This window comes from Edaphosphingomonas laterariae, assembly GCF_900188165.1.
In the GTDB taxonomy this organism is placed as follows: Bacteria; Pseudomonadota; Alphaproteobacteria; order Sphingomonadales; family Sphingomonadaceae; genus Sphingomonas_E; species Sphingomonas_E laterariae.
On the sequence record NZ_FZOS01000041.1, the window covers coordinates 1 to 23680 of the forward strand.

General features: G+C 58.2%; 17 protein-coding genes, 6 pseudogenes and 1 other annotated feature. Of the genes and pseudogenes, 8 read left to right on the forward strand and 15 right to left on the reverse strand.

The annotated features are described in order from the left end of the window. Positions 1-400: 400 nt before the first annotated feature. The 10 genes and pseudogenes from CHB74_RS19335 to CHB74_RS22840 all read right to left on the reverse strand — a co-directional run. Positions 401-727 (reverse strand): annotated as a pseudogene (locus CHB74_RS19335) (transposase); the annotation flags it as partial. Between the two features lie 86 nt (positions 728-813). After that, complete coding sequence (locus tag CHB74_RS19340) at positions 814-1431, reverse strand: recombinase family protein (RefSeq protein WP_425442322.1); 618 nt, start codon at positions 1429-1431, stop codon at positions 814-816. Positions 1432-1593: 162 nt separating this feature from the next. Continuing rightward, the gene (locus CHB74_RS19345; RefSeq protein WP_179220930.1) at positions 1594-2619 is read right to left on the reverse strand and encodes a class I SAM-dependent methyltransferase; all 1026 of its coding nucleotides are present in this window, start codon (positions 2617-2619) and stop codon (positions 1594-1596) included. Beyond that, positions 2616-3701, reverse strand: coding sequence for a DUF1972 domain-containing protein (locus tag CHB74_RS19350; protein ID WP_089221152.1), 1086 nt, complete (start codon positions 3699-3701; stop codon positions 2616-2618). Before CHB74_RS19350 ends, CHB74_RS19345 begins: the two co-directional genes overlap by 4 nt. Then, the gene (locus CHB74_RS19355) at positions 3698-4690 is read right to left on the reverse strand and encodes a glycosyltransferase (RefSeq protein WP_179220931.1); all 993 of its coding nucleotides are present in this window, start codon (positions 4688-4690) and stop codon (positions 3698-3700) included. Before CHB74_RS19355 ends, CHB74_RS19350 begins: the two co-directional genes overlap by 4 nt. Then, positions 4677-5786: a hypothetical protein gene (locus CHB74_RS21760; RefSeq protein ID WP_144033864.1), complete on the reverse strand. Its 1110-nt coding sequence runs from the start codon at positions 5784-5786 to the stop codon at positions 4677-4679. The genes CHB74_RS19355 and CHB74_RS21760 overlap by 14 nt, the downstream gene beginning before the upstream one ends. Further along, positions 5783-7132: a lipopolysaccharide biosynthesis protein gene (locus tag CHB74_RS19365; protein WP_089221155.1), complete on the reverse strand. Its 1350-nt coding sequence runs from the start codon at positions 7130-7132 to the stop codon at positions 5783-5785. Before CHB74_RS19365 ends, CHB74_RS21760 begins: the two co-directional genes overlap by 4 nt. Before the next feature lie 214 nt (positions 7133-7346). Continuing rightward, positions 7347-8636 carry a sugar transferase gene (locus CHB74_RS19370; protein WP_089221162.1) on the reverse strand — a complete coding sequence of 430 codons (1290 nt, stop codon included), beginning with the start codon at positions 8634-8636 and terminating at the stop codon, positions 7347-7349. Between the two features lie 222 nt (positions 8637-8858). Continuing rightward, a pseudogene (locus CHB74_RS19375) lies at positions 8859-9054 on the reverse strand (transposase); the annotation flags it as partial. Next, positions 9051-10718 carry a glycosyl hydrolase family 28-related protein gene (locus CHB74_RS22840; protein ID WP_089221156.1) on the reverse strand — a complete coding sequence of 556 codons (1668 nt, stop codon included), beginning with the start codon at positions 10716-10718 and terminating at the stop codon, positions 9051-9053. The pseudogene CHB74_RS19375 and the gene CHB74_RS22840, both read right to left, overlap by 4 nt. A 144-nt stretch (positions 10719-10862) precedes the next feature. On the opposite strand from CHB74_RS22840, the gene CHB74_RS19385 reads away from it, so the two are divergent. The 6 genes and pseudogenes from CHB74_RS19385 to istA (CHB74_RS19405) form a co-directional block, all read left to right on the forward strand. Beyond that, positions 10863-12218 (forward strand): O-antigen ligase family protein, encoded by a 1356-nt coding sequence (locus CHB74_RS19385; protein ID WP_089221157.1) that lies wholly within the window; start codon positions 10863-10865, stop codon positions 12216-12218. Between the two features lie 76 nt (positions 12219-12294). Then, positions 12295-13005: a polysaccharide biosynthesis/export family protein gene (locus CHB74_RS19390; RefSeq protein WP_144033865.1), complete on the forward strand. Its 711-nt coding sequence runs from the start codon at positions 12295-12297 to the stop codon at positions 13003-13005. Between the two features lie 20 nt (positions 13006-13025). Continuing rightward, a complete protein-coding gene (locus CHB74_RS19395; RefSeq protein WP_089221164.1) occupies positions 13026-15236 on the forward strand; it encodes a GumC family protein in 2211 nt (736 codons plus the stop codon). A 5-nt stretch (positions 15237-15241) separates the two neighbouring features. Continuing rightward, positions 15242-16474, forward strand: coding sequence for a tetratricopeptide repeat protein (locus tag CHB74_RS19400; protein WP_089221158.1), 1233 nt, complete (start codon positions 15242-15244; stop codon positions 16472-16474). A 17-nt stretch (positions 16475-16491) separates the two neighbouring features. Continuing rightward, complete coding sequence (locus tag CHB74_RS21770; RefSeq protein WP_144033866.1) at positions 16492-16845, forward strand: hypothetical protein; 354 nt, start codon at positions 16492-16494, stop codon at positions 16843-16845. 298 nt (positions 16846-17143) lie between these two features. Further along, positions 17144-18448, forward strand: a pseudogene (gene istA / locus CHB74_RS19405) (IS21 family transposase); the annotation flags it as partial. Between the two features lie 37 nt (positions 18449-18485). Here istA (CHB74_RS19405) and CHB74_RS19410 read toward each other — a convergent pair. The 3 genes and pseudogenes from CHB74_RS19410 to CHB74_RS19420 form a co-directional block, all read right to left on the reverse strand. After that, positions 18486-18908, reverse strand: a pseudogene (locus CHB74_RS19410) (integrase core domain-containing protein); the annotation flags it as partial. 40 nt (positions 18909-18948) lie between these two features. Next, positions 18949-20172, reverse strand: coding sequence for an IS256 family transposase (locus CHB74_RS19415; RefSeq protein WP_089221159.1), 1224 nt, complete (start codon positions 20170-20172; stop codon positions 18949-18951). Then, positions 20147-21012 (reverse strand): annotated as a pseudogene (locus tag CHB74_RS19420) (IS3 family transposase); the annotation flags it as partial. The pseudogene CHB74_RS19420 and the gene CHB74_RS19415, both read right to left, overlap by 26 nt. Further along, positions 20617-20731, reverse strand: a sequence feature (AL1L pseudoknot). (Overlaps the previous pseudogene by 115 nt.) A gap of 52 nt (positions 21013-21064) precedes the next feature. Between CHB74_RS19420 and CHB74_RS19425 the strand changes: the two are divergent. Beyond that, positions 21065-21265: a hypothetical protein gene (locus CHB74_RS19425; protein ID WP_089221160.1), complete on the forward strand. Its 201-nt coding sequence runs from the start codon at positions 21065-21067 to the stop codon at positions 21263-21265. Beyond that, positions 21262-22107, forward strand: a complete 846-nt coding sequence (istB, locus tag CHB74_RS19430) for an IS21-like element helper ATPase IstB (protein ID WP_089221161.1) — start codon at positions 21262-21264, stop codon at positions 22105-22107. Before CHB74_RS19425 ends, istB begins: the two co-directional genes overlap by 4 nt. Positions 22108-22197: 90 nt before the next feature. On the opposite strand, the pseudogene istA (CHB74_RS19435) reads toward istB, so the two are convergent. Both istA (CHB74_RS19435) and CHB74_RS19440 read right to left on the reverse strand, forming a co-directional pair. Beyond that, positions 22198-23181: pseudogene (gene istA, locus CHB74_RS19435) on the reverse strand (IS21 family transposase); the annotation flags it as partial. Positions 23182-23294: 113 nt separating this feature from the next. Beyond that, positions 23295-23680: integrase core domain-containing protein (locus CHB74_RS19440; protein ID WP_144033867.1), on the reverse strand; the 386-nt coding region annotated here is incomplete at its 5' end.

Here is a 23680-nt window from a genome sequence, read left to right on the forward strand (position 1 = left end):
CTTGACCGCTTGTCTCGCTCACCGCCGCAGAATTGCCCTCACTGCGGATGCAGCCTCATCAGATACCCTGCCAAACTTCTGCCAAAGTAGTGCTAGAGCGGTTTCCACACGAACTGAATCGACGGGGATTCCCTTTGGACCTGTGATGTGATTCATATGTGGACGCCCCCTATGGCAAGGGCTTTCTTGTCGGGATGGTTTTGATCGGTTGCTTTCATATGTCCGGCCTGTTTGTGCGGCGATGTGATGGCCGCTGGCCCTGATGGAAATCCGCCGGTTAGGTCCCTGATCAGGCTGGCGCGCGTTTGAGGCGCATCGAATCACACGGGTTTTCCTCACCATTGGCTCGATCGTTACTCATCATCGACTGCCGTCACCAATTCGCGTGATCGGTATTGCCTCAGGCCGCCAGTTCGTAGGGCCGATAGGACTCCCTCCTTGTCAGTACGACCCATGCGATCCGGGCCAGTTTGTTGGCGAGCGCGACAGAGACGAGCCTGAAGGGCTTCTTCTCCATGAGCTTCCTGATCCAGTCGGCCATGGGCGTAGGTTTGTCCTTGACGTGACGGATGACGGCGGTGGCTCCGACAACAAGCAGCCGGCGTAGATACCGGTCTCCCTGCTTCGAGATGCCGCCCAGCCTCGTTTTGCCGCCGGTGGAATGCTGCTGTGGTGTCAGGCCGAGCCAGGCGGCGAACTGTCTTCCCGAACGGAACTGATCGGGGTCCGTGACGGTGGCGGCGGACACGAAGGCGTCACCTCAAGATTTGTGCGTCAGACAACGATTTTTCGGACATAATGAGAACACAGCCGTCAGGCGACCGCACGGAGATACTGGTATAGGGTTTCGCGGCTGATGCCCATGTCGCGCGCGACGGTCGCCTTGCGCTCTCCGGCGGCGACCCGGCGATGCAACTCAACGACCATTTCGTCGGAGAGGGAGCGCTTCCGCCCACGATAGGCGCCGCGTTGCCTGGCGACCGCAATGCCTTCGCGCTGCCGCTCCCGGATTAAGGCACGCTCGAACTCGGCGAACGCACCCATGACCGAGAGCATCAGATTTGCCATGGGAGAATCCTCGCCGGAAAAAGCCAGACTTTCCTTCACGAACTCGATCTGGATGCCTCTGTTCGTAAGGGACTGAACCAACTTGCGAAGGTCATCGAGATTACGCGCCAGTCGATCCATACTGTGGACTACGACGGTGTCGCCCTCGCGGGCGAAGGTGAGCATGGCGTCGAGCTGAGGCCGATTGACATCCTTGCCCGATGCTTTCTCGGTGAAGACCCGGTCGAGTGATTGCCCTTCCAACTGGCGATCGACATTCTGATCGAATGTGCTCACCCGGATGTAACCGATCCTTTGGCCTTTCATTGCTGTCCCCGGCAATGTGTCAGGTTGATATTTATAATGTGGCACGACAAACGTCAATAATTGCCAGCCTAAACCCTATCCTGACGGAAATTGGCGCGCCGTCCTGACGTCCGGTTAGGCTATACTCCAAATTGACGGTCACCGCCGCCGGCCAAATGACGGATTGAAGCCGTTCCGCCTTCTTGGGCAATATCGCCAAACAAGCCCTGGTTATGGCGATCAATCGACCGTGGTCACCTTCCTGAATGTTAGGGTCAGCCATTCCTGCCGCTTGGGATGGAATAGACCAATGACTTCCGCAACAGCCGCTTTGAAATAACCGGTCCGGGCCGTCCGGCCGCTAGCGCGGGCCGAAAAAGGATAGACTTCGAACGGCACAAAGGGCCGATGATGGCGGCGCTCGAGCGTAAAGCCGTTCTCGGCAGCGCAGGCGCGCAAAGCCTCCAGACTTGGGATACACAAATGACGAGGCGGATCCAGATCCCGCCAGCGAGCACCGTAATAATCCACCCCCCGGGCCTTGGGATTAGGACATTCAACCCAGAGGCGCCCACCGGGCTTCAGCAATTTGCTCGCCGTGGCAATAACACCGCACGGGTCATAGACATGCTCTATAACATGGCTCATCGTAATGTAATCGAAATAGCCCGCGCCCCAGATCGACAAAGCGGTTTCAATATCTCCCTGGTGAACATCGAGCCCTTCCGCGCGAGCTTGCTCGACAGCCTTGGGATCAATCTCAAGCCCTGCGGCGCCATGGCCAATTTCCTTCGCAAATTTCAGGAAACGCCCGTCGCCGTACCCCACGTCGAGGACCCGCAGCGCCTGGTTTGGAGATGCCTTATCAGGCAGATAGCGGCATTCGGCCTCAATCCAACCACGGAGCGGCGGAAACACCAGCGCCATTACGACCCCCGCAATTCCCAGCGACGGACGTCTGCTCCCATATTTGTGGTTGCGCCAGCTGTTGGCTAACTTCTTAGCCATACCCGATTGGATCGAAATACCCGATATTGCTGGCGTTTCGGCTTCGTTCTCGTGTGTATAGTAGCGTTCATAATAACGCCCGATCAATGACTTGTCTGGGCGATTGGCAAGAAACAGGCTTTCGCAACGGTCGCACTGATCGATCGACCAGCGTTCGTCGGTCGCACCGAACACGAAATCCGGCACGGCAGTGAAGCGGTTGTGCTGCGCGCCACTGCCACACATCGGACAAACAGAAACCGTTTGATGCACACTCATTCCCCAAAAGCCAAGGCAGCATATTGTTCTGCAATCATCTGCCATTGATATCGTGAATCGGCACGCAACGTCGCCGGCGGGGTATATTGATCGAACGAATTTGCCAGGATGATTCCCTGCAACTGTTCAGATGATCCAAAAAAAGCACCGTCCTCGTTCAGAGTTTCACGATTAAATGAGCAGTCATAAACGAGAAGTGGTCGGTCATAGGGCAGCATCTCGACAAGCGATGGATTGGTGCCTCCGACGCTATGTCCATGAAGATAGGCACGGCAGCCTGCACGCAGGGCAGCAAGTTCCTGCGGATCATAAGTCGCTGAGATAAACCTGACCCACGGCACGCCCCGATACTGCCTCATGAGCTCCCGCCCATAATCTGAGGTCGCAAAATTTCCGACGATGACATAAGGTATCTTGGATTCATCCGGGATGGCATCTAGCATCATTGCAATATTATTTTCGGGCTCTATTCTAGCGACGGTCAGAAAATACCCATCTGGCTCCAACGAGAAACTATTGGCTAAAATATTACGACATCCCTCTTCGTCAATCGGCCTCACATGATCATTGCCATAAGCGATGATCGTCGCGCGCCGGCCGTATTTGGTTTCGATAATGTCTGCGATGGCCTTGTTGTCGGCGACAACATGCTGCGCCCCGTGGATCGCAACCTTTTCGGCGAAGGCAAGATAGCGGCGGCTCATCGGCGACCATTTTTCCCGGCGCGATTCCAGGCCATCCACATTAACCACAAGACTTTTGCCGCGGGTCAGCCGCCTCATCAGCGGGACAAACGGCCCCGCCGAAACCCCTAATAACAGGATGGCGTCGGCCCAGCGGCACACGGTAGCGAAACTCGCAAGATCAAAGGGTATCGAGGCAATGCCATTGGCTTTGAGCGGCAGGTTCCGGATTTTGACTCCGGGAAGCGCGGCAACCTGGCTTGGCCGACCTACCGACGACCCAACAACCAACACCTCATGGCCAAGGCTTGCGATCCGCGGAGACACCTCCATCGCGAACGTCTCGAAACCACCATAACGAGCTGGCAGGCCGTCGGTGCCAATGATTGCCAACTTCACGCATTCCCCCGCACAGTTTTATTCCGAATGGGTCCCATGATCGCTCGCGTCAGCAATAGGGCACCTATGGCCTTGCGTTGCCAGGTCGGCCCATAAGCAAGCGCCGCCACCGACAAGGCGATCGCCGCCTGTCGATAACCCTGTCGACACAGGGTTTCCAGCCACGTGGTGTGGATATGGTCGCCGCGATCCTGCCATTGCCGGGTTGTGCGAGAGAAGCAGACAGCTTGGCCAATCATTCGATCGACAAATTTCTGGAGCCTCGACACCGAGGCAAATCCCCGGGTGCGATAGGCGCCAAGCACGTTGCTGTCATGCTGACGGTACAGGCTGAGCGCCAAGGGCACGTGCTCCACTCGGCCCAGACGGCTCGCGATGAGAATGGCTTGCCAATCATGCATCAGATAAGCCTCGGCGTCCGGCCAATGCACCAGCTTCCGCGCCAACGGCGACGAAATCAGCATGGTGTGCCCGATCGCCGGATTGGCCATTAGCAACCGACAGCGGTTAAGGTCCCGCGGCACCAAAAACGGGTTGCCGGTATAATATGTGTCGCGAATGGGGTGCAAAGCCTCGTCTACCACCCGGACATCATGAAAAAGGATGAAAGGCTGATCTAGCACCAGCTCACGTTCGGCGAGTTCCCTTTTGATCGTTGCCACCTTGCCCGGCAGCCAAACATCGTCCTGGTCTGCCAGGAACAGCATCGAGCGGTCCTGCACGAGAGGCAAAGTCAATCGCAGGGCACGGATGAACGAAGCCGCAGCCCCCGGCGCATCACCGTGCAAGGTGACTACAATTCTTCCGTCAAGACGGCCCTTTAGATCATTCAATATGTTCCGCGTATCATCGGATGATGCAAAATCATGTACATATACACAACTCACATCATCGCGTTGATCGAAAATAGAGTTTATCTGATCACGGATAAATCTACCGCCATTATGACTGCATAGAACAACATTGAATTCAATATCACGATCGTTCATCATCATACCTAAAGAGCATCTGGCAGGTTAGAAACCAAGAAGGGATGAAAAGCCACGGATTGTTGAATCCAATCATGGAATAAACAAAGAACCTAGCAAATCCAAACATTTTATTATCTGATGCTGCACCTATGAATGACAAGGCAGTCAGGGACATTATTACAATAAATGCAACAATTCCCAATTGAAGCATGAGCATAGGGAGTTGCATTTCCACCTGATATGGCTGGTCAGGATCACTCGCCATGGCGGGATAAAAAGCACCCCAGCCCCACCCACTCCATTCGGACCCTAGGAAGTTGATGATCAGATTGAATTGGAACTCCTTTGCCCTCAAGCTCAATTCCACATCTGGCCTAAGTATTTGCAGATATATGTACGACAAGTACAATAATACAATCATTGAAATTAATACAGTTATTTTAATTGCTGGCGATCTTTTCAAGAAAAATGGCAAGGATATATTTGCAAAAAGCAAAATAATTATTGCAACACTTCTAGCTACAAAAATAATAAAAGATATAATTATGACAGCAGCTGCAAATTTAATCCATTTTTTCTTAAAGGTTGAAAATAGAGATACTGAGGCAAGGCTCGCAGATTCGAAATAAACTCGATGAGTGCCCCCATCAGATCCAACAATTTTATTTAGCCCGCGCAGCCCAGTTAGATCTATATCAGATATCATCAAGAAAAATCCAATTACAGCATTAACAACTGTAATGTAAGTCAGAATTTCTCTGAGTTTTATATTATCAATCCTTGATGCATGATTAATTATTGGTATAGACCACGCAAAAAAAACAAATCCCAGAAAATGCGCTTGGTCGTATACATTGGAATATTGTGTAATATAAACGATAAACCCAACAAGAGTCAGAGCTAATGCAATGACAATATCACGCCTATAAGCGCTGTCTCCAAATCCAACTAGTAAAATACCTGGTACAACGAACGCTTTTTGCGAAACAAACAGAAGAATCGGCCATACGTTCGTCAAAACCGGGAAGAGAAATGCTCTCGCCATGCGGAAATGCGATACGGGAGGCACGCCACCTTGCACGTGAGAGGCCGGCGCCGGCTGTGCGATCGTCATCCCGCGGCTCCGATCAGCGCAATCAAAACGATGGTACCGGCCAAGGCCACTCCCTCCCATATCATCGAAGCGCGTTCGCCCTGCCGCACCCCGCTCCAAACGATCAGCGCTGCCGTATCGATAATGATACGGCCAGACCAGAGCGCAGCGGCGCCCAGCGCCCCGAAATGCGCGATCAGCGGCGGCGCAACCGCGATATAAATCGCAAATTCGCCAAGATGCATCAGCGCCGCATCGCGAACGTGGCCGGCAGCCACAAGCCGCGCCATGGGAAACTGCGCGATGGCGCTGGCGGCGATACCGAACAACAGCGTTCGCAATGTCGCGACCGTATCCGCCGCGGGCAGTTGCGGGTAGAGGATGTGCCCAATCTGCCGGCTTAGCAGTGTAGCACCGATGCACCCCAGCAAGACCGCGGGGACAACCGCCAGGAACAAGCGTCGAGAGAGTATTCGCATCGAGGCCGGGTCGCCGCCGGCGGCCAATCTCACCGTGAGCGCAGGCAGGAGTGCCGTTGGCACCGCGATTGCCCGTAGCGCTATATCTTGCGTGGCAAGGAAGATCGCGAGTTGATCACCCGCCAATGAAGCCCACGCAATCAGGATGTAACGGTCAAAACCCGACATCGCGACCGCCAGCACCGAAAGAAACGCAAACCATGCACTTTCGCGCATGAAGCCACCAAGCACATCTTCGTGCCGCTCGCCGGCGGCCTTGCGCTTCAAGGCGGCGTGAATCGCACGCTGCTGCTCCCAGATGAATGGCAGTCGGATCATCAGGGCCGCCAAGCTCAAAACCGTGGCCTCACGCACGAGAAAGGATATAAGGAGGGGTGCGGCGACGAGCATTATGCCCACCCCAGCCCGATTGAGCGCCGATCGCGAAAAGGCACCCAAGCCTTCCAGCACGCCGCGCTGACAATTTGCATAGATCGCAAGAGCGACGCCAAAGCCGGTCACGACCGCCAGTCCCAACCGTGAGGTCGGGTTACCTTGCGAAGGAAACAGGATCGCAGCACCGATCATGGCCGCCAGCGCCATCCCGACCGACACAAGTGCAGCCAGTTTAAGCGAATGCCGAACCAGGGCCATCCGCGTTCCGGTATGGAACTTCACGGAATAGGCAATTCGGCGTTGGGCGGTACGCGCAACGCCTAGGTCGAGATTGGGTGCGAAGTTGATTGCGCCATAAGACAGCAAAAACAGGGTGAACACCTGCTGGCCCACGTTGTGAAAGATCACTGGCAACGCCAGAAGGCCAGCCCCGATAGGCACGAGCATGGCGAACGCGCTCCACGCAACGTCCCGATCAAACCGCCCTCGCATCTCCACGCCAGTGGCATTCATAGCACATTCCCCAAAGGGGCGGCGGCAACGCAGCTTGAAGTTCGGAATGAAGCGAGGCCAATCCGTGGAAGATGGCACATCGGAACTGGCTCCAGATTATCATCGGACCAAGCCGGCCCAACATGCCGGCACAGGTGAAATCTCTTTTGGCCCAAGCGATTGATTGGAAGAAAAACGGGCTACGGAACCGAATGTCCTCCGGTCGGAGGGCCGATCAGCGCGCGCCGAATCCTCCGATCATCGTCGGAATGGTTCGCAGCGCGATCACGATATCAAGCCAAGCCGAAAAATATTTCACATAATAGAAATCGTAGGCCAACTTCTCATTGATAGAATCAAGATCAGTTACATGCCCTTGATGAACCTGCGCCCAACCGCTGATCCCAGGACGGATGATATGACGATAACTATAGAATGGAATCTCCTGTTCATACCACTTTGACAGGGGAACAGCTTCAGGCCGGGGCCCGATCCAACTCATTTCGCCTCGTAGAATATTCAAGATCTGCGGCAACTCATCGAGCCGCGTACGACGCAGGAATCGCCCAATCCGCGTGATGCGATCATCGTCACTTTTGGTCATCGCATCTTGAATTCGTGCATTTTCATCCGCCGCGACCTCGCGTGGTCGCATGGTGCGAAACTTGAACATCTCGAATGTCTCGCCCCTATATCCGACGCGGCTCTGTCGGAATATCACTGGCCCATCCGAATCAAGCTTGATCAGAATGGCCATGGCCGCCATAGGGATAAACAATAGAGGGATAGAAATAATACACAGAATTATATCAGAAATTCTTTTGAATTTGCTATAAGCCATATTTGGCAACAGGGATCCAAAATTATTCTCTGATAGATGTTCTATATTAACCTTTCCCGTCAAAGATTCCATTATAAGCTTTGAATGATAAACCCACATCCCGCGAATAGCAGCCCTAGCAAGAACCCTCTCCCATTCGCCGTCATGGCTGTGACGAAAATCAGCAACAATTATAGATGTATTACTTTCAGGAAGAGTTGAATTGTTCATGATTTTACAATCAACACCACTTACTTCTTTTAAAGAAATCGCATCCCCTCCAGGAACGATGAATAGCAACAATTTAGTCCATCGATCGGCGACATAAATCAGAGCGAAGGTTGTAAGCACAGCCAACACAAAGCTGGCAGTCAGCACGGAACGGCTATAAGCGAGCCGCAATCCAAAGATCAGGACCAGCGCCACCCCGTACGCGACCGCAAGCGATGGCAAGATGAACGCATAGGAGCGCACTCCCGGGAATGCGTTCACTCGCCGCAGCGAAATCAGGCCGACAAAACAGGCCAGTGTTGCAGCGACCACACTGTTGAAAATGGCTTGATAAGATTCAGCGGTGATGAAGCCGGCATAAACATATGCCCCAGGTAGAAGGACAGCCACCAACCAGAGAACAGCAAGCTGCAGGCGAAGCCGGCTAAGGATGGCAAGGTCTCGTGAAGGGCTCGCAATAACCTGCCTTTCCATGAAAACCCGCCTCGCCCTCAACATAGGATACGTTCCGCAAACAGCTAAAATACGGCCTTCCGAGTATCTAACATCGGGAAACGGGGCAACGGCCTTTGTGCCCGATCGCCTTCAAAGAGGCATAGCCCTGTACGCGAACAGGCGAATAGCAGAGCCAACCGAACAGCCCAACTCCAGACCCGCCTGATGGCCGGGCCCAGTTAGAGTCCATTTGAAAAACCCGGGACGCGCGTTCCGGCGTAGGAGATTGCCGCCCATGGCGACGACGATCATGGCCTGGGAGAGGTCGATCCGTTTATCGTAATCGCGAACCAGGCGGCGCCATCGGACCATCCACCCGAAGGTGCGCTACGACCCATCGGCGGGAAAGCGCCTTGAAGCCCTGCCGCTGGTCGCTTCGACGGATGACCTCGGTCATTCAATTGCAAGTGACATCCGTATCTCATGGCCGGCGGGAACCATGACCCTTTGGGCAGAGGGGTTGTAAACGCCGATTGGGACCGACGCATAATTAGCGCTCTTGCCGCCGTTGCGGTACAAAAGGTGTCGTTCGAGCGACAGGCCTCCGCCGCCCGGCTCACTCGCCTGCTCTGGACGCCAGCGCTGCTCGTCCGCCTGGAAGACCAGCCCCTGCGCCGTCAATTCAACGGACCGCGATACTAACGACTTTCCGGCGGGGACGAGCACGCGCAACGTGTCAAGAATGACCGAGCCGTTGGCCGGAACGTGAACTTCGGCGGCTAACCGCGTGACGTGGCCCAATGGCGGCGATTGAAGCTGGACACACCGTACAACGCCCGCCCTACCCTCGGTCGCGATCCTGCCATTGATTGTTAACGCACTTTCGGCATCGGCCCAGACAGCAATCCAATAATCCATTCCACCAAAGGAAGCGTGGATGACGATCGCTGCCGAACGCTCGACAAAGATGGCGCCATCGTTGCTGCCTAGGCTACCGGTCGACCAGAAAGGCGTGCTGATAGCGGCATTAATGGTGATATTTTGACAGTCCCTTATCGAAAAAGCGCGCCCCACAGGTCTTTCAACCACCCCCTCGAACGACACGTCGACACAATTTTCAATCAGAATAGCCGACTTCTGCATCAAAGGCGGCTTGCGGTAGAAACCAGCCCGCACCAGCTGGCTACCTGCGATTGTAACTGACTGGCAATCACGCAGAACAATTGTCTCACCCCCCGTTTCAAACATAGTAGCGCTTGATATAGATACAAATGGAGTCCCTTCAATACATATGGAATTATCCAAACATTGAAAGAATCTCACATTTTCTATTCTTATACCATCGCAATTTTTTATTTCGGCAATACGTCCGCAATGAACGGCTGCGACACAGCCCTCGATCCAAGCATCGCGCACGGGAACAAGGCTCCGATCATTTGAAACGAAGCGAAACACCGCCCCGCAATCATGGGCGCTCCATGTGCCAATGTGCGGCATCTGGGCGGTTCGCCCACCGTCAGCGCTTCCGATCACAGCAGCTTCAATGCCATGGAAGGAGATGTCCGTGGCCTCGAACTGCAACGAGCCGGTGATGTTGATGCCAGCCGTGCCCCTCTGAAAACCCGGCTCATGGGCCCAAGCCGATTGCCTGCCATGGCGAGCGAGTAGCGCGATGCCAGCAATGGCGACATTATTTGTGTTACGGACATCGATCGCCAGGCCGCCGTCAAAGATGATCTCGGTTTTCGGGGCTGACGCGGGCGCACCCTGCCCCGCATAAGGCTCCCAGCCCGACCGGCCCATCCCTCTCAGCGATTGCCCATCGGCAAGAACCAGGGGGCCATCGATCCGGAATCTGCCTACGGGTATCATGACAATCTGCGCGGCAGCCAGCGCCGCCCTAAAGGCAGGGGTGTCGTTCGCCCTGCCATCACCTTTTGCCCCAAAATCGACCACATTGACAGCCCGCGCGGTGCGGGCAACCGGCTCCGCCCGGGCTGCGGGGGCGGCGACGGCCGCAGTTGCGGCCAGAACGGGCGCCACAGATCCAAAAAGATGTCGGCGCGTCCATTCGGAGCCCGTCCGCGCGGTCGCATTCCTGCCAAATAGGGGGTCGTCCATTGCCGTTCATATCCGCTACCGGAGGGAAACATGAATGCCATCGTAATGAATCTAATCGGCCGCGGCATCCATGGCGAGCACTGCGGACGGGAGTTGATGATCTTAGTTCCGTTTTGATTGATAATCGCCTAGGCGTGGTTAGGCATGCCGACCAATCCTCGCCTCCACCTGAAATCCAGGTTAGATTTTTCCTTCATATTGGTATTGATCCTCTTTGGGATTTTGTGGCTTGCGGGTGGCGCTTCGCAGGCAGATGTGGCCGGGCAGGTGATCGCGCGTGGCGGCGCATGGGCAATCCTGGCGGCGGCGATCCTGTTCTGCCGCACTCCTTCATTCCAGTCCGTCCGGGCAGTGACGCTCTTTCTGTCGATGGCCGTGCTACTCGTACTGTTGCAACTGGTCCCACTGCCGCCGGCTCTTTGGCAAAGCCTGCCGGGCCGGACGCTTTTTGCGGAAGCCGCCGCCGCCAGCGGTCAGGAACAACCTTGGCGCCCATGGTCCCTTGTCCCCGGGGCGACGGCCAACGCCGCCGGGTCGCTGGTGATCCCCGTAGCCGTGCTGGTCTTGCTCGCCGGGCTGAGCGCGCGCGCGCGCGCCAAGCTCCCTGCCCTGGTTCTGATCTTGGCTATAGCTTCAATGATTGCAGGATTATTGCAGTTTTCCGGTGGCAGGTTGGGCAATCCCTTCGTCAACGATACGCCTGGCCAGGTGAGCGGCATGTTTGCCAATCGGAATCATTTTGCGCTGCTGCTGGCGATTGGCTGCGTGGTCGCGCCAGTCTGGGCCCTGCAGGATGAAGCAAAATGGCGGCGGAAGGGCGCGGTGGCATTGGGCCTTCTATTGCTCTTCGCGTTGACCATTCTGGCAAGCGGTTCGCGCGCCGGGATGGCGGTCGGCTGTCTGGCGATCGGTATTGGTTTGTTGATCGCGAGGAAGGGAATCCGCCATGAGCTGCGCCATGCGCCACGGTGGACATTTCCCGCTTTGATCCTGAGCGTCGTCGGCACGATCATCGCCTTCGTCCTCATCAGCGTCATGGCTGGTCGAGCGGAATCGATAACAAGAGTAATTGCTCTTGATGTGAACGATGACATGCGATCGCGCAGCCTGCCGACCGTGCTGGCCATGCTGCAAGGCTATTTCCCATCAGGAACTGGCTTTGGAAGCTTCCCGCAAATATTTCGAGTTCACGAACCATTTGATATTCTTCAATATAAATATCTCAACCACGCTCATAATGATTTCATAGAAATAGCCATAGATGGCGGCCTGCCCGCTGCGGCTTTACTGATCGCAGCGTTGGGATATTGGCTCATTCGTAGCATTCGTGCTTGGCGTCCCGGGTCAGAACTGACCCTGCCGAGGCTGGGTTCCGCAATTCTCCTGCTTGTTATGATCAGCAGCCTTTTCGATTATCCTGCCCGCACACCAATCATCATGGCGATCATCGTCATCGCCGCCTTCTGGCTCGAGGGAAAGAGCGTTCGTCAGGAGAAGTAGGCGGGCCTGCCTTTACCCGGCAAAGACCTGTGTCTATAGCCCAATGCTCTTTTCTGATTGGGGCCTTCCCAAACGCATGCGCAATTTCCTTGGAATCCTTTTGATGGCAACGGTTTTGTCGGCATGCGGCGGCCGACAGCCCCTGCTGCCATCATCCCGACTGACCGTAATCCAGGATGCGGCAACACTCCCCGCCCCCGATCGGAACGACCTTGTCGCGGCCGATCGACCGTCCCTGATCGGGCCGCTCGATACAATTCAGGTCGATGTTTTTGATGTGCCCGATCTCAGCCGCGAGATGCAGGTTGATGCCAGCGGCCGCATTTCCATGCCTCTAATAGGCACGATCGAGGCGCGCGGCAAAACCGCAGAGGAACTCGCAAATGCGATCGAAGACGCCCTGCGCGGGCGCTATGTTCGCAATCCCGACGTAACGATCAACATCAAAAGCTCCGTGAGCCAGGTCGTGACAATTGATGGTCAGGTGGTGGAACCCGGCCTTTATCCGGTTACCAATCAGATGACGCTTTTGCGCGCCATAGCTTCCGCCAAAGGGTTGTCGGAATTCGCCAGGCAAGATGACGTGGTCATTCTGCGCGCGGTCGATGGTCAGAGGATGGCAGGCCTTTACAATATCGCCTCCATCCGCCGGGGCGCATATTCCGACCCCCCCATCTACGCCAATGATGTGATCGTGGTGGGGGATTCCCCGCAACGGCGCTTGTTCCGCGATTTCGTCTCGCTTGCACCATTGCTTGCAGCCCCACTCATTGCGATAGTGCAATAAGGTCTACCGTCAGTATGAACATGGTTTCATCCCAACCGAACGGCAGGCATCCCGGCGTCGGCGCTGGCCTTATCGATCAGACTAGGTCTCAAGCCGAAAGCGTGCCGATCCTGAGGCAATATCTCCGGATCGCGATGCGCTGGCGTTACGTCATCCTGGGTTCGATCGCCACCTGCCTCCTTCTCGGCTTGATCGTGTCCCTGCTCATGACGCCGAAATATACCGCGACTTCGACAATCGAAATTTCGCGGGAATCCAGCAAGGTGACTGATTTTCAGGGCGTCGAGCGCGAAGCCAGCGTTGCTGATCAGGAGTTTTATCAAACACAATATGGCCTGCTCCGCTCGCGCTCTCTGTCGGAGCGGGTTGCATCGCAGTTGCGCCTCGTCGACGATCCACAATTTTTCGAGATGTTTGGCGAACAACGTGATGAACCGGCATTCAGCCTGACGAACGGCCGCTATCCAGCTTCTGGCCGTGCAACCCGTCAGCGGATCGCCGGCGAAATATTGCTCGAAAATCTGAATGTTGACCCGACCCGGCTATCCCGGTTGGTTGATATTCATTTCACGAGTCCCGACGCCAAGTTTTCCGCCAAGATTGCGGACGCTTGGGCAGAAAATTTCATCCAGACCAATTTGGAGCGGAAGATCCAGGCAACGTCCTACGGGCGTAATCTCCTGCAGCGACAGCTGGCTGACTACAAAGAACGTCTGGACGCATCGCAGCGCCAGCTTGTCGGCTATGCTTCGGCGCAGGAAATCATCAACCTACCATCGCAGGCCGGTGGCGACGGACGCGCGACATCAGAGCGCTCAATCGTTGCCGACGATCTTGCCGCTCTCAACGCTGCCTTGAGCCAGGCAACCGCCGATCGCATCCAGGCGGAGGCCCGCTATAAGCAAACCAGCGATGCCGGTGTGTCCACCGAAGCACTTCGCAACCTAGCGATCAACAATCTTCGCCAGCGCCGCGCGGAACTGGCCGCCCAGTACCAGCAGCTGATGGTGCGCTTTGAACCGAGCTACCCGGCTGCCCAAGCGATTCAATCGCAAGTCGACCAACTCGATCGTTCGATCGCCCGCGAAGAAAACCGTATCTCGGGATCGTTGCAAGCTGATTTCCGTGAAGCCCTGCAACGTGAGGGAGCGCTTCGCACCAAGGTCGATCAGCTCAAGTCCAATTATCTCGATCTCCGACGTCGCAGCATCCAGTACAATATCTATCAGCAAGAGGTGGACACCAACCGCGCCCTCTATGATGGGTTGCTTCAGCGCTTTAAGGAGATAGGCGTTGCGGGCGGCGTAGGTATCAACAACATTGCGATCGTCGATGCTGCCGACGCGCCGCAGAAGCCCTCCAGCCCCAGACTACTGCTCAACCTGGCCATTGCCCTGTTCGCGGGCCTGGGTATCGGGGCAGCTGCCGCCTTTGCGCTCGAGCAAGTGGACGAAGCCATCGCCGATCCGGCCGAGGTAGAGCGTCGGCTTGGGCTGCCGCTCCTCGGCTCGGTCCCCAAGGTCGAAGACGTGACCCCCAAGGAAGCGCTGAAGGACCGCAAATCGGATCTGGTCGATGCTTACCTAGCGATTCAAACCAATCTCGGTTTCACGACCGAATATGGCGTGCCGCGCTCCTTCGCGGTCACCTCCACACGGCCCGCCGAAGGCAAGTCCACAACCGCGCTATCTCTTGCCACGACATTGGCCCGTGCACAGCGCCGGGTCATTCTCGTCGATGGCGACATGCGTTCACCGTCAGTCCACCACTTGGGAGGCGTCAGCCACGATCGCGGCTTGAGCAACTTCCTGTCCGGCCAGGACGATATCGATACATTGACCTTTGAAATGAGCGACCTGGGTTTCACGGCAATGTCGGCTGGGCCCATTCCCCCCAATGCCGCCGAACTGCTTATCGGAGACCGCTTGTCGGTACTGATCGCGCGCCTGCTCGAAACCTATGATCATGTCGTGATCGATTCACCTCCGGTCATGGGTTTGGCTGACGCACCGTTGATCGCCACGCATGTCAATGGTGTCATCTATGCAGTGGAATCGCATGGCATCCGTTCGAGCATGGTCAAGACCGCGCTTGGACGCCTTGCCAGCGCCAACGCTCGGATTATTGGCGGTGTGCTGACCAAGTTCGAAGCCCGCAAAGCGCATTACGGCTATGGTTATGAATATGGTTACAATTATGGTCGTGACAAACACAGAGAGGCATCCGCCTGATTGCGATGGCCAAGCCCGGTTTCCATAAGCGGCGTCCACACATCGAATGGGTGATGCGCTCGGGCTTAGCCATTCTTGCGGCAGCGCTGGGTTACTTGGGAACCAGCCACAGCCTCGCAGAGCTTACCAGGCGGGACCACCCGGAACGGGCATATGCGCTCTCTCCGAATGATGGCCGAATCACGGCTACGCTTGCAGCGAGGCGCTTTATCGACACCCCCACGGCTGCTGAAAATGGTGAGCTGGCGCGGCGTGCTTTGCGGCAGGATCCGACAGCCGTAGAGGCGGTAGTGACGCTGGGATTACAAGCATTGGCCAACGGTAATGCCGATCAGGCCCCCCGCTTGTTCAGCTATGCCCAAAAGCTGTCGCGGCGCAATTTACAGACCCAGCTTTGGGCAATCGAGGATGCCGTTGCCCGTGATGATGTGGCTGCCGCCTTGCGGCACTACGACATAGCGCTCCGGACATCAAAGTCCGCGCCGGACATCCTCTTCCCAGTTCTGTCATCGGCTATCGACGATCCGATGATACGCACGCAGTTGATCGCCACATTGCATCAAAAACCCGCATGGACGGCGACTTTCATCGGCTATATCGCCGGCAACGGCGTTAATGCGCACTCCGTCGCCAGTCTGTTCCAAGGCCTGCACCACACGGGTTTTTCCGTGTCCCCGGATGCTATTTCCGTTGTTATCAACCGGTTGATGTCGGCCAATGCCACGAATGAGGCGTGGCAATATTATGCTTCGGTTCACAAGGGTGTGGATCGGCGACGATCGCGCGATCCGAACTTCACGCTTAACTTGTCGACACCTTCCACGTTCGACTGGCGATCGAACAATAGTCAGGGGATCATCACGTCGATCCAGGCTGATCAGCATGAGGGCCTCTTCGATTTCGCACTGCCGCCAAGTGTCGGGGGCGTGCTACTCCAGCAAACACAATTGCTGCCTAGTGGTCCTTACAAGCTCGAAGGCGTCAGCAGCGGAATCGAACAACCGGCCAGCGCCCGCCCCTATTGGATATTGACATGTCTGGACGAGCGCGAACTCGGCCGTGTTGTCTTGCCCAATTCGTCTGGAGGCAATGGTGCTTTTGATGGTCATTTCAGCGTGCCGGCAGATTGTCCGGTGCAGACACTATCGCTTGTGGCGCGGGCCTCAAACGAGATTACCGGTGTCTCTGGACAGATTAAGCGTGTCCAGCTTTCCCCCGATCAACCGGTAAAGCGGTGAGAGCGGTGAGAGCGGTTATGCAGCGCTATATTCTGATCGCAGGCATGTTGTGCCTCAGCCCGGCTGCGGCGCAAGATTTCGACGGTCTCGACGGCAGGAACCAGGATAACCGACAGCAACAGCCGGTATCATCCGCCCCCGTACAAACAGGTCGTACAGCCGACATCACGATTGGAGATGTAGGTCAGCGCCAAACCCCAGACCGGGTTGCACCTAATATCGACACGCAGCGACGGATCGAAAATCGCATCGCTAACCGCGTCCAAAGCCGCATCCGCAATCGGATAGATCGTTATTACGACCCGCAAGCCAACACGAAATCACCATTCAAGGTAGCTGACGATCAATTGCGGAGAGATAACCCTCAATAAATACCTTTTACGGACTCTGAAGGCATTTTCTAGGGTCAACTTCCAATGCCGTTTGACAGTCGATGCCAGAGCGCAGCTCCGACCCGGTGACGCTAGTAGCACGCTCTAGTGCAGCGCGTCGATCAGGATGCGAGCGGCGCGACAACCAAGATGAGAATCGGCATGGGGTGTGGGGGCGAAGGGCGTAGCCCGTAGCCGCCACACCCCATGCCGATGGCGCGCTTCCGCGGGGGCGCTGCCGCTGATGATCAAGGCCGGCCGGATATCACGGGTTCCTTCGCCATGGAGGAAGCCTCGCGTGCCCGGCCGCCACGTCACCGATCATCAGATGAGGTTATATATGAAGTTCCGACAGACCGACGCGGTTGCGATCGCTGCGGCGAAGGCCGGGTTCAGCCCGGCGACGGGATACCGGCTGGGCCACGATCCACGCCTCCCGTCGCAGCAGAAGGCGCCGCGTGGCCGGCGGCGCCCCGATCCGCTGGCCGACATCTTCGACGCCGAGATCGTTCCGATGCTCAAGGCGGCACCCGGCATCAGATCGATCGCCATTTACGAGGAGATGCGGCTGCGCCACCCCGATCTCGATCCCGGGGTGCGGCGGACGATGGAGCGGCGGATCCGCGCGTGGCGGGCCCTCCACGGCGAGGAGCAGGAGGTGATCTTCCGCCAGGTGCACGAGCCCGGTCGCATGGCGTTATCGGACTTCACCGACATGGCCGATCTTGGCGTCACCGTCGCGGGCGTCGTGCTGGATCATCGGCTTTATCACTTCCGCCTCGCGTGGAGCGGCTTCGAACATGCGCACGTCATCCTCGGGGGCGAGAGCTATGTCGCTCTGGCCGAAGGCCTGCAGAACGCGCTCTGGGCCTTGGGCGGAGCGCCTCGGGAGCATCGCAGCGACAGCCTGTCGGCCGCCTTCCGCAACCTCGACGCCGATGCCCGCGCCGATCTGACGCGGCGATATGATGCGCTGTGCGACCATTATGGCATGACACCGAGCCGCAACAACCGCGGCGTCGCGCATGAGAATGGCGCGATCGAAAGCGCCCATGGCCATCTCAAGATGGCGATCCGCGATGCGCTGCTGATGCGCGGTTCGGGCCACTTCGACGATCTCGCCAGCTATCGCCGCTTCGTCGACGAGGTGGTGAGCCGCAAGAACCGCCGCAATGCCGCGCGTATCGATGCCGAGCGTGCCCAGCTCCGGTTGCTGCCCGATCGGCGGACCAGCGATTATGAGGAGACCATCGTCACCGTCACCTCGACCAGCAGCTTCACGCTGAGGAAGGTCTTCTACACCGTTCCTTCGCGCCTGATCGGGCATCGTCTGCGCGTCAGGCTCCATGACGATCGCCTCGAGCTGTTCATCGGCGGCACCCATCTGATGACGCTCGCGCGGGGGCGCGCCGCCAGCAACGGCAAGCATGGCCACGTCGTCGATTATCGACACGTGATCCACAGCCTCAGGCGCAAGCCGATGGCGCTTCTCGGCATGGTCTATCGCGACCAGCTGTTCCCGCGTGACGCGTATCGACGAACCTTCGATCACATGATCGAACATCTGCCGGAGCGGATCGCATGCCGGACGATGGTCGAGTTGAAGCGTCCCGGGTTTCCCGGAGGCAGTTTGAATTGGGTCATGCCACCATATCGAGGGTCTCGTTGGCTGCATAGTAGTTGGCCTCGGCCTCAGCAGGCGGAATGTGTCCGATAGGTCCGAATAGGCGATGGTGGTTGAACCAATCGACCCAGCGCAGGGTTGCCATTTCCACTGCCGACGCGCTGGACCATGATCGCTGCCGCCAGATGACCTCGGCCTTATAGAGGCCGTTGATCGTCTCGGCCAAAGCATTGTCGTAACTATCGCCGACGCTACCGACTGACGGCACGAGGTTGGCTTCGGCGAGGCGCTGGGTGTAGTTCATGGCAAGGTATTGAACGCCCCTGTCGCTATGGTGGATCAGCCCGTCATCAGGACCGGGCCTGCGGGCATGGATCGCCTGTTCCAGAGCATCGAGGACGAAGCCGGCGGTAGCCGACGTGCTGACCTTCCAGCCCAGGGACTGTCAGGATTTCCGTGTGCGGCGAGGCGGTTGACCATCAGGCCGTCATGGCCCTGATGAAACGTTCGCCGAAGAGCACGGCAAATTGCGCCTTCGCCATGTTCCACTCACGCGGCGGCATTTTCCACTCTTTCTCCGATCGGTTCAAGATCAGATAGAGCAGCTTTGTCGCCGCCTCATCGTTGGGGAAATGCCCCCGCGCGCGAACAGCGCGGCGAAGCTTGGAATTGAGCGCCTCTATAGAATTTGTGGTGTAAACGATCCGTCTGACTTCCTCGGGGAAGGCAAAAAATGGGATGACCTCCGGCCATGCCCGGCGCCAGCTTTGGCCGATGGCGGGATAGCGCTGCCCCCAGAAGCTGGCTTCGAAGGCCGTCAGCGCTTCCTCGGCCGCCACAGCATCAACGGCACGGTAGATGGCTTTCAGGGCCATTCCGAGCGCCTTGCGATCCTTCCACGCCACGAAATCCATCGAATTGCGCAGCAGATGAACTATGCAGGTCTGGACCATGGCTTCAGGGAAGACGGCGGTGATGGCGTCGGGGAAGCCCTTGAGGCCATCGACGACGGCCAACATGATATCCTCGACGCCGCGGTTGCGCAGTTCGTTCATGACGCGCAGCCAGAATTTGGCGCCCTCGTTCTGCTCCAGCCATAGCCCGAGAACGACCTTGGTGCCGTCGGCCATGACGCCTAGGGCAATATGGATCGCCTTGTTGCGGACCATGCCTTCGTCGCGGATCTTTACCCGGATCGCATCGAAGAAAACCAGCGGATAGGCCGGGTCCAGCGGCCGTTGCTGCCATGCCGCCACTTCCTCCAGGACCGCGTCAGTGATCGTGCTGATCAGATCGGGCGAGGCGTCGATCCCATACAGCTCGCGCAGATGCCCGGTGATCTCCCGCGTGCTCATGCCGCGCGCATACATCGAGATGATCTTGTCGTCGAAGCCGGGGAAGCGACGCTGGTACTTGGCGATCAACTGCGGATCGAAACTGCCGGCCCGATCGCGCGGCACCTCGATCTCGATCCGCCCGCTGTCGGTCGTCACCGTTTTGCGCCCATAGCCATTGCGGTTGTTGCCAACCTGGTCGTCACGCCCGAGATGATGATCCATCTCCGCATTGAGCGCCCGTTCGGCAAAAGCCTTCTTCAGGGTATCGAGCAAGCCGCCCTGGCTGAGCGCCGCCGCTGCGTCAGTGCCAGCAAGCAGCTGATCGAGGATGTCGTTCGGTATCGAGGGTTCTTTCCGTCGTGACATACTGGGTCTCCTTGTTCCCCATTATGCCTCGCCGCACACGGAAATCCTGACAGTCCTTCACGAAGGCCACGTAGACGAACCCTGCCCAGGTGTGGACGTAGGTGAAGTCGACCACCCACAGAGCATTGGGGCGACTGACGCGGAATTCGCGGTTGACCTTGTCCAGTGGGCATGGCGCCTTCGGATCGCTGACCGTGGTGATCGTCTTCTTGCCCCGCCGCACCCCTGCCAGGCCCATGGCGGCCATCAGCCGTTCCACCGTGCACTTGGCGATCTCCACGCCTTCGCGCCGCAACTGGTGCCAGACTTTGCGCGTGCCGTAGAGGCCAAAGCTGGCTTCATGGACGCGCTTGATCTGTGCCCGCATCTCGTCATCGCGCCGAGCCCGGGCAGGACGCCTGCCAGGATCGGCAAGGCGGGCAGCGTGCTCGTGATATGAGGACGGGGCGATCGCCAGTTCACGGCAGATCGGCTCGATACCCAGGTCCTCGCGATGGGCGTCGATGAACGCCATCATCATCTGCCGTGGCGGTCGAGCTCCGCCATCGCAAAATACGCGGAAGCCTTGCGCAGAATCTCGTTGGCCCGTCGCAGCTCCTTGACCTCCCGCTCCAGCAACTTGAGGCGTTCACGGTCACTGGTGGCCTGCGCCGCTGGTCCCGCTCGTCGGCTCGCCTCCTCGCGGCACCAGCGGCGCAGCGTCTCGGTCGTGCAGCCAACCTTCCCAGCGATCGAGGTCAACGCCGCCCACTCCGACGGGTAATCCCCTCGATGCTCATCAACCATCCGCACTGCACGGTCGCGAAACTCAGGCGAAAACTTGTTCCTTGTAGCGCTCATTACAGCTCCTTCTCACAAATAGGAGCCTCCGGGAAACCCGGGACGCTTCAAGTTGCTGGCGCTGGCGCACGATTGCGCCTGCGAGGGCGAACTCGCAGCGATCCTGGCGACCGATCTCGCCGCGGGGCGCCTCCCGGACATGACAGCCCTTCGTGCGCGCTTCTCTCCCGACCCGGCCTCGCTTCCCGAGGTCGTCGTGCGGCTCGCTCCGCTCACCAGCTATGATGCCCTCCTGAGCGGAGCGGTGGCATGAACCAGATGAGCCAGTCCATCGATGCCCAGCGCCTGACGCTCATCCTCAATGACCTGCGGCTGCCCGCAATCAAGCAGACCTGGCCCGAGATCGCCGGACGCGCCGACAAGGAAGGATGGCCCGCCGCCCGCTTCCTCACCGCCCTCGTCGAGCATGAGATCGCCGAACGCGACAGGCGGCGGATCGAAAGGCACCTCGGCGATGCCCGCCTTCCACCCGGAAAAACCCTCGACAGCTTCGCCTTCGACGCCGTGCCGATGATCTCCCGCGCGCAGGTGACGGCGATGTGTTCCGGGGACGGCTGGCTTGAAAAGGGCGCCAATCTCATCCTGTTCGGCCCACCCGGCGGCGGCAAAAGTCATCTCGCCGCAGCCATCGGCCTGGCCTTGGTCGAAAATGGCTGGCGCGTGCTGTTCACGCGAACCTCCGATCTCGTCCAGAAGCTCCAGGTCGCCCGTCGCGAACTCGCGCTCGAGGCAGCGATTGCGAGACTCGACAAATACCACCTGCTGATCCTCGACGACCTCGCCTATGTCACCAAGGATCAGGCCGAAACCTCCGTCCTGTTCGAGCTGATCAGCGCCCGATACGAACGGCGCTCCACCCTCATCACGGCCAACCAGCCGTTCGGCGAATGGGGCAGGATCTTCCCCGATCCCGCCATGACGCTTGCCGCCGTCGACCGCCTTGTCCATCACGCCACCATCTTCGAGATGAACGTCGAAAGCTATCGACGGCGCGCCGCCGTCCAGCGACGAAGCGGCGCGGGGCGGCCGCCAACCTACGCGACAATCAAAACCGTCGAGCAATCGCCGCCGCGCGACAATCAGACCACCAGCTAGGGCTTGCCAGCGTCAATCAAACCGGCCACCCTCCACCTGCCGCGACAATCAGCTCTCATCCTGATCGTCGCTCGCTTCTCATCCAGATCGTCGCGCTACAAGCGTCTTCGATACCGACGCCGGCAGCGCATGGAAGCCGTCGAACGGCCCGCGATAGGCGATCAACGCCGGGCGATCCGCCTGCTCGAACACCTCCTGGATCGTCTGGGCCTTGAGCTCGGGATGCGCGGCGCGACGGGCATAGGCCAGGCAGCGATCCTCGAGCCAGGCGTTCATCTCCTCATAGCTCTTGAACCGCAGCCGGGGCGTGAAGAAGCGTTCGCGCACCACCCCGACCTGGTTCTCGACCTGCCCCTTCTCCCATCCCGACGCCGGCGTGCAGGCCACCGGATCAACCAGATAGTGCGCGCACATCTGCTGGAAGCGGCGATTATACTGGCGCTCGCGACCGATGAAGATCGCGTCGACCGCCGTCTTCATGTTGTCGTAGATGCCGCGCTGGCAGGCACCGCCAAAGAAGGCGAACGCCCGGTCATGGGCGTCGAACACCATCTCCTGGCTCTCGCGGGGATAGGCCCGCACGTAGAACATCCGGCTATGACAGAGCCGCATGTGCGCAACCTTCACGGTGGTCGTCACGCCCGCGATGATGACGACCTCATGGCTCCAATCGAACTGGTAGGCTTCGCCAGGATCGAAGCTTAGCGGCACATAGGCCGCCGCCGTCGCCACCGAGCGCGCGCGATGCCAGCCCGCCGCATAGCGGCGCACCGCATCATAGCCGCCGCGATAGCCCAGGCCCTGCAGTTCCTCGAAGATCCGGATCATCGTCAGCCGCTCGCGCCGCGCCTTGCGCTCGTTCGCTTCCAGCAGCCCTTCCAGCTCCGAGGCCCATGGCCCCAGCTTCGGCAGCGGCTGCACCGTCCGTTCATAGGAAAATGCCGTCGCGCCCGAGCGCAGTACCTTGCGCACCGTGTTCCGCGACACGCCGAGATCGCGCACGATCTCCTTGATCGATTTGCCCTTCACAAAGAACTCGCGGCGGATCCGCGCTACCGTCTCCACGATCAGCATCCCCCGCTCGCCCCCGCGCCAAAGCGCAGAAGCCTGAACCGGCCACGTTCAGGGGGTCAATTTTGCACGCCGATCACCCCTCAAATGGAGTGGGCCCCTGGAGCCGGACAGGGTCAAGCTGCTGATTTGACCATGCGCCGGGTATGTTGCTCCTCGAACTGCGCGGGGCTGATGTAGCCGAGCGCGGAATGCAGGCGGCGTTGATTGTAGACGTCGTCAATGAACCGGGGAAGCTGCTCAGCAACATCTCGGAACGTCTCGAACGCCATCGGATAGACCGCCTCGACCTTCAGCGTCTTCATGAAGCTCTCGGCCTTGGCGTTGTCGTACGGATTGCCGCGCCTGCTCATCGAGCCGACCATATCGTGGTTGGCCAGCAATGCTCGATAGATTCCGGACGCGTATTGCGATCCACGGTCCGAATGATGAACGCATCCTGGCGGCGGACACCGTCGCTCGATCGCCACCTCCAGTGCCGCAACCGCGAGCCGCGCGTCGA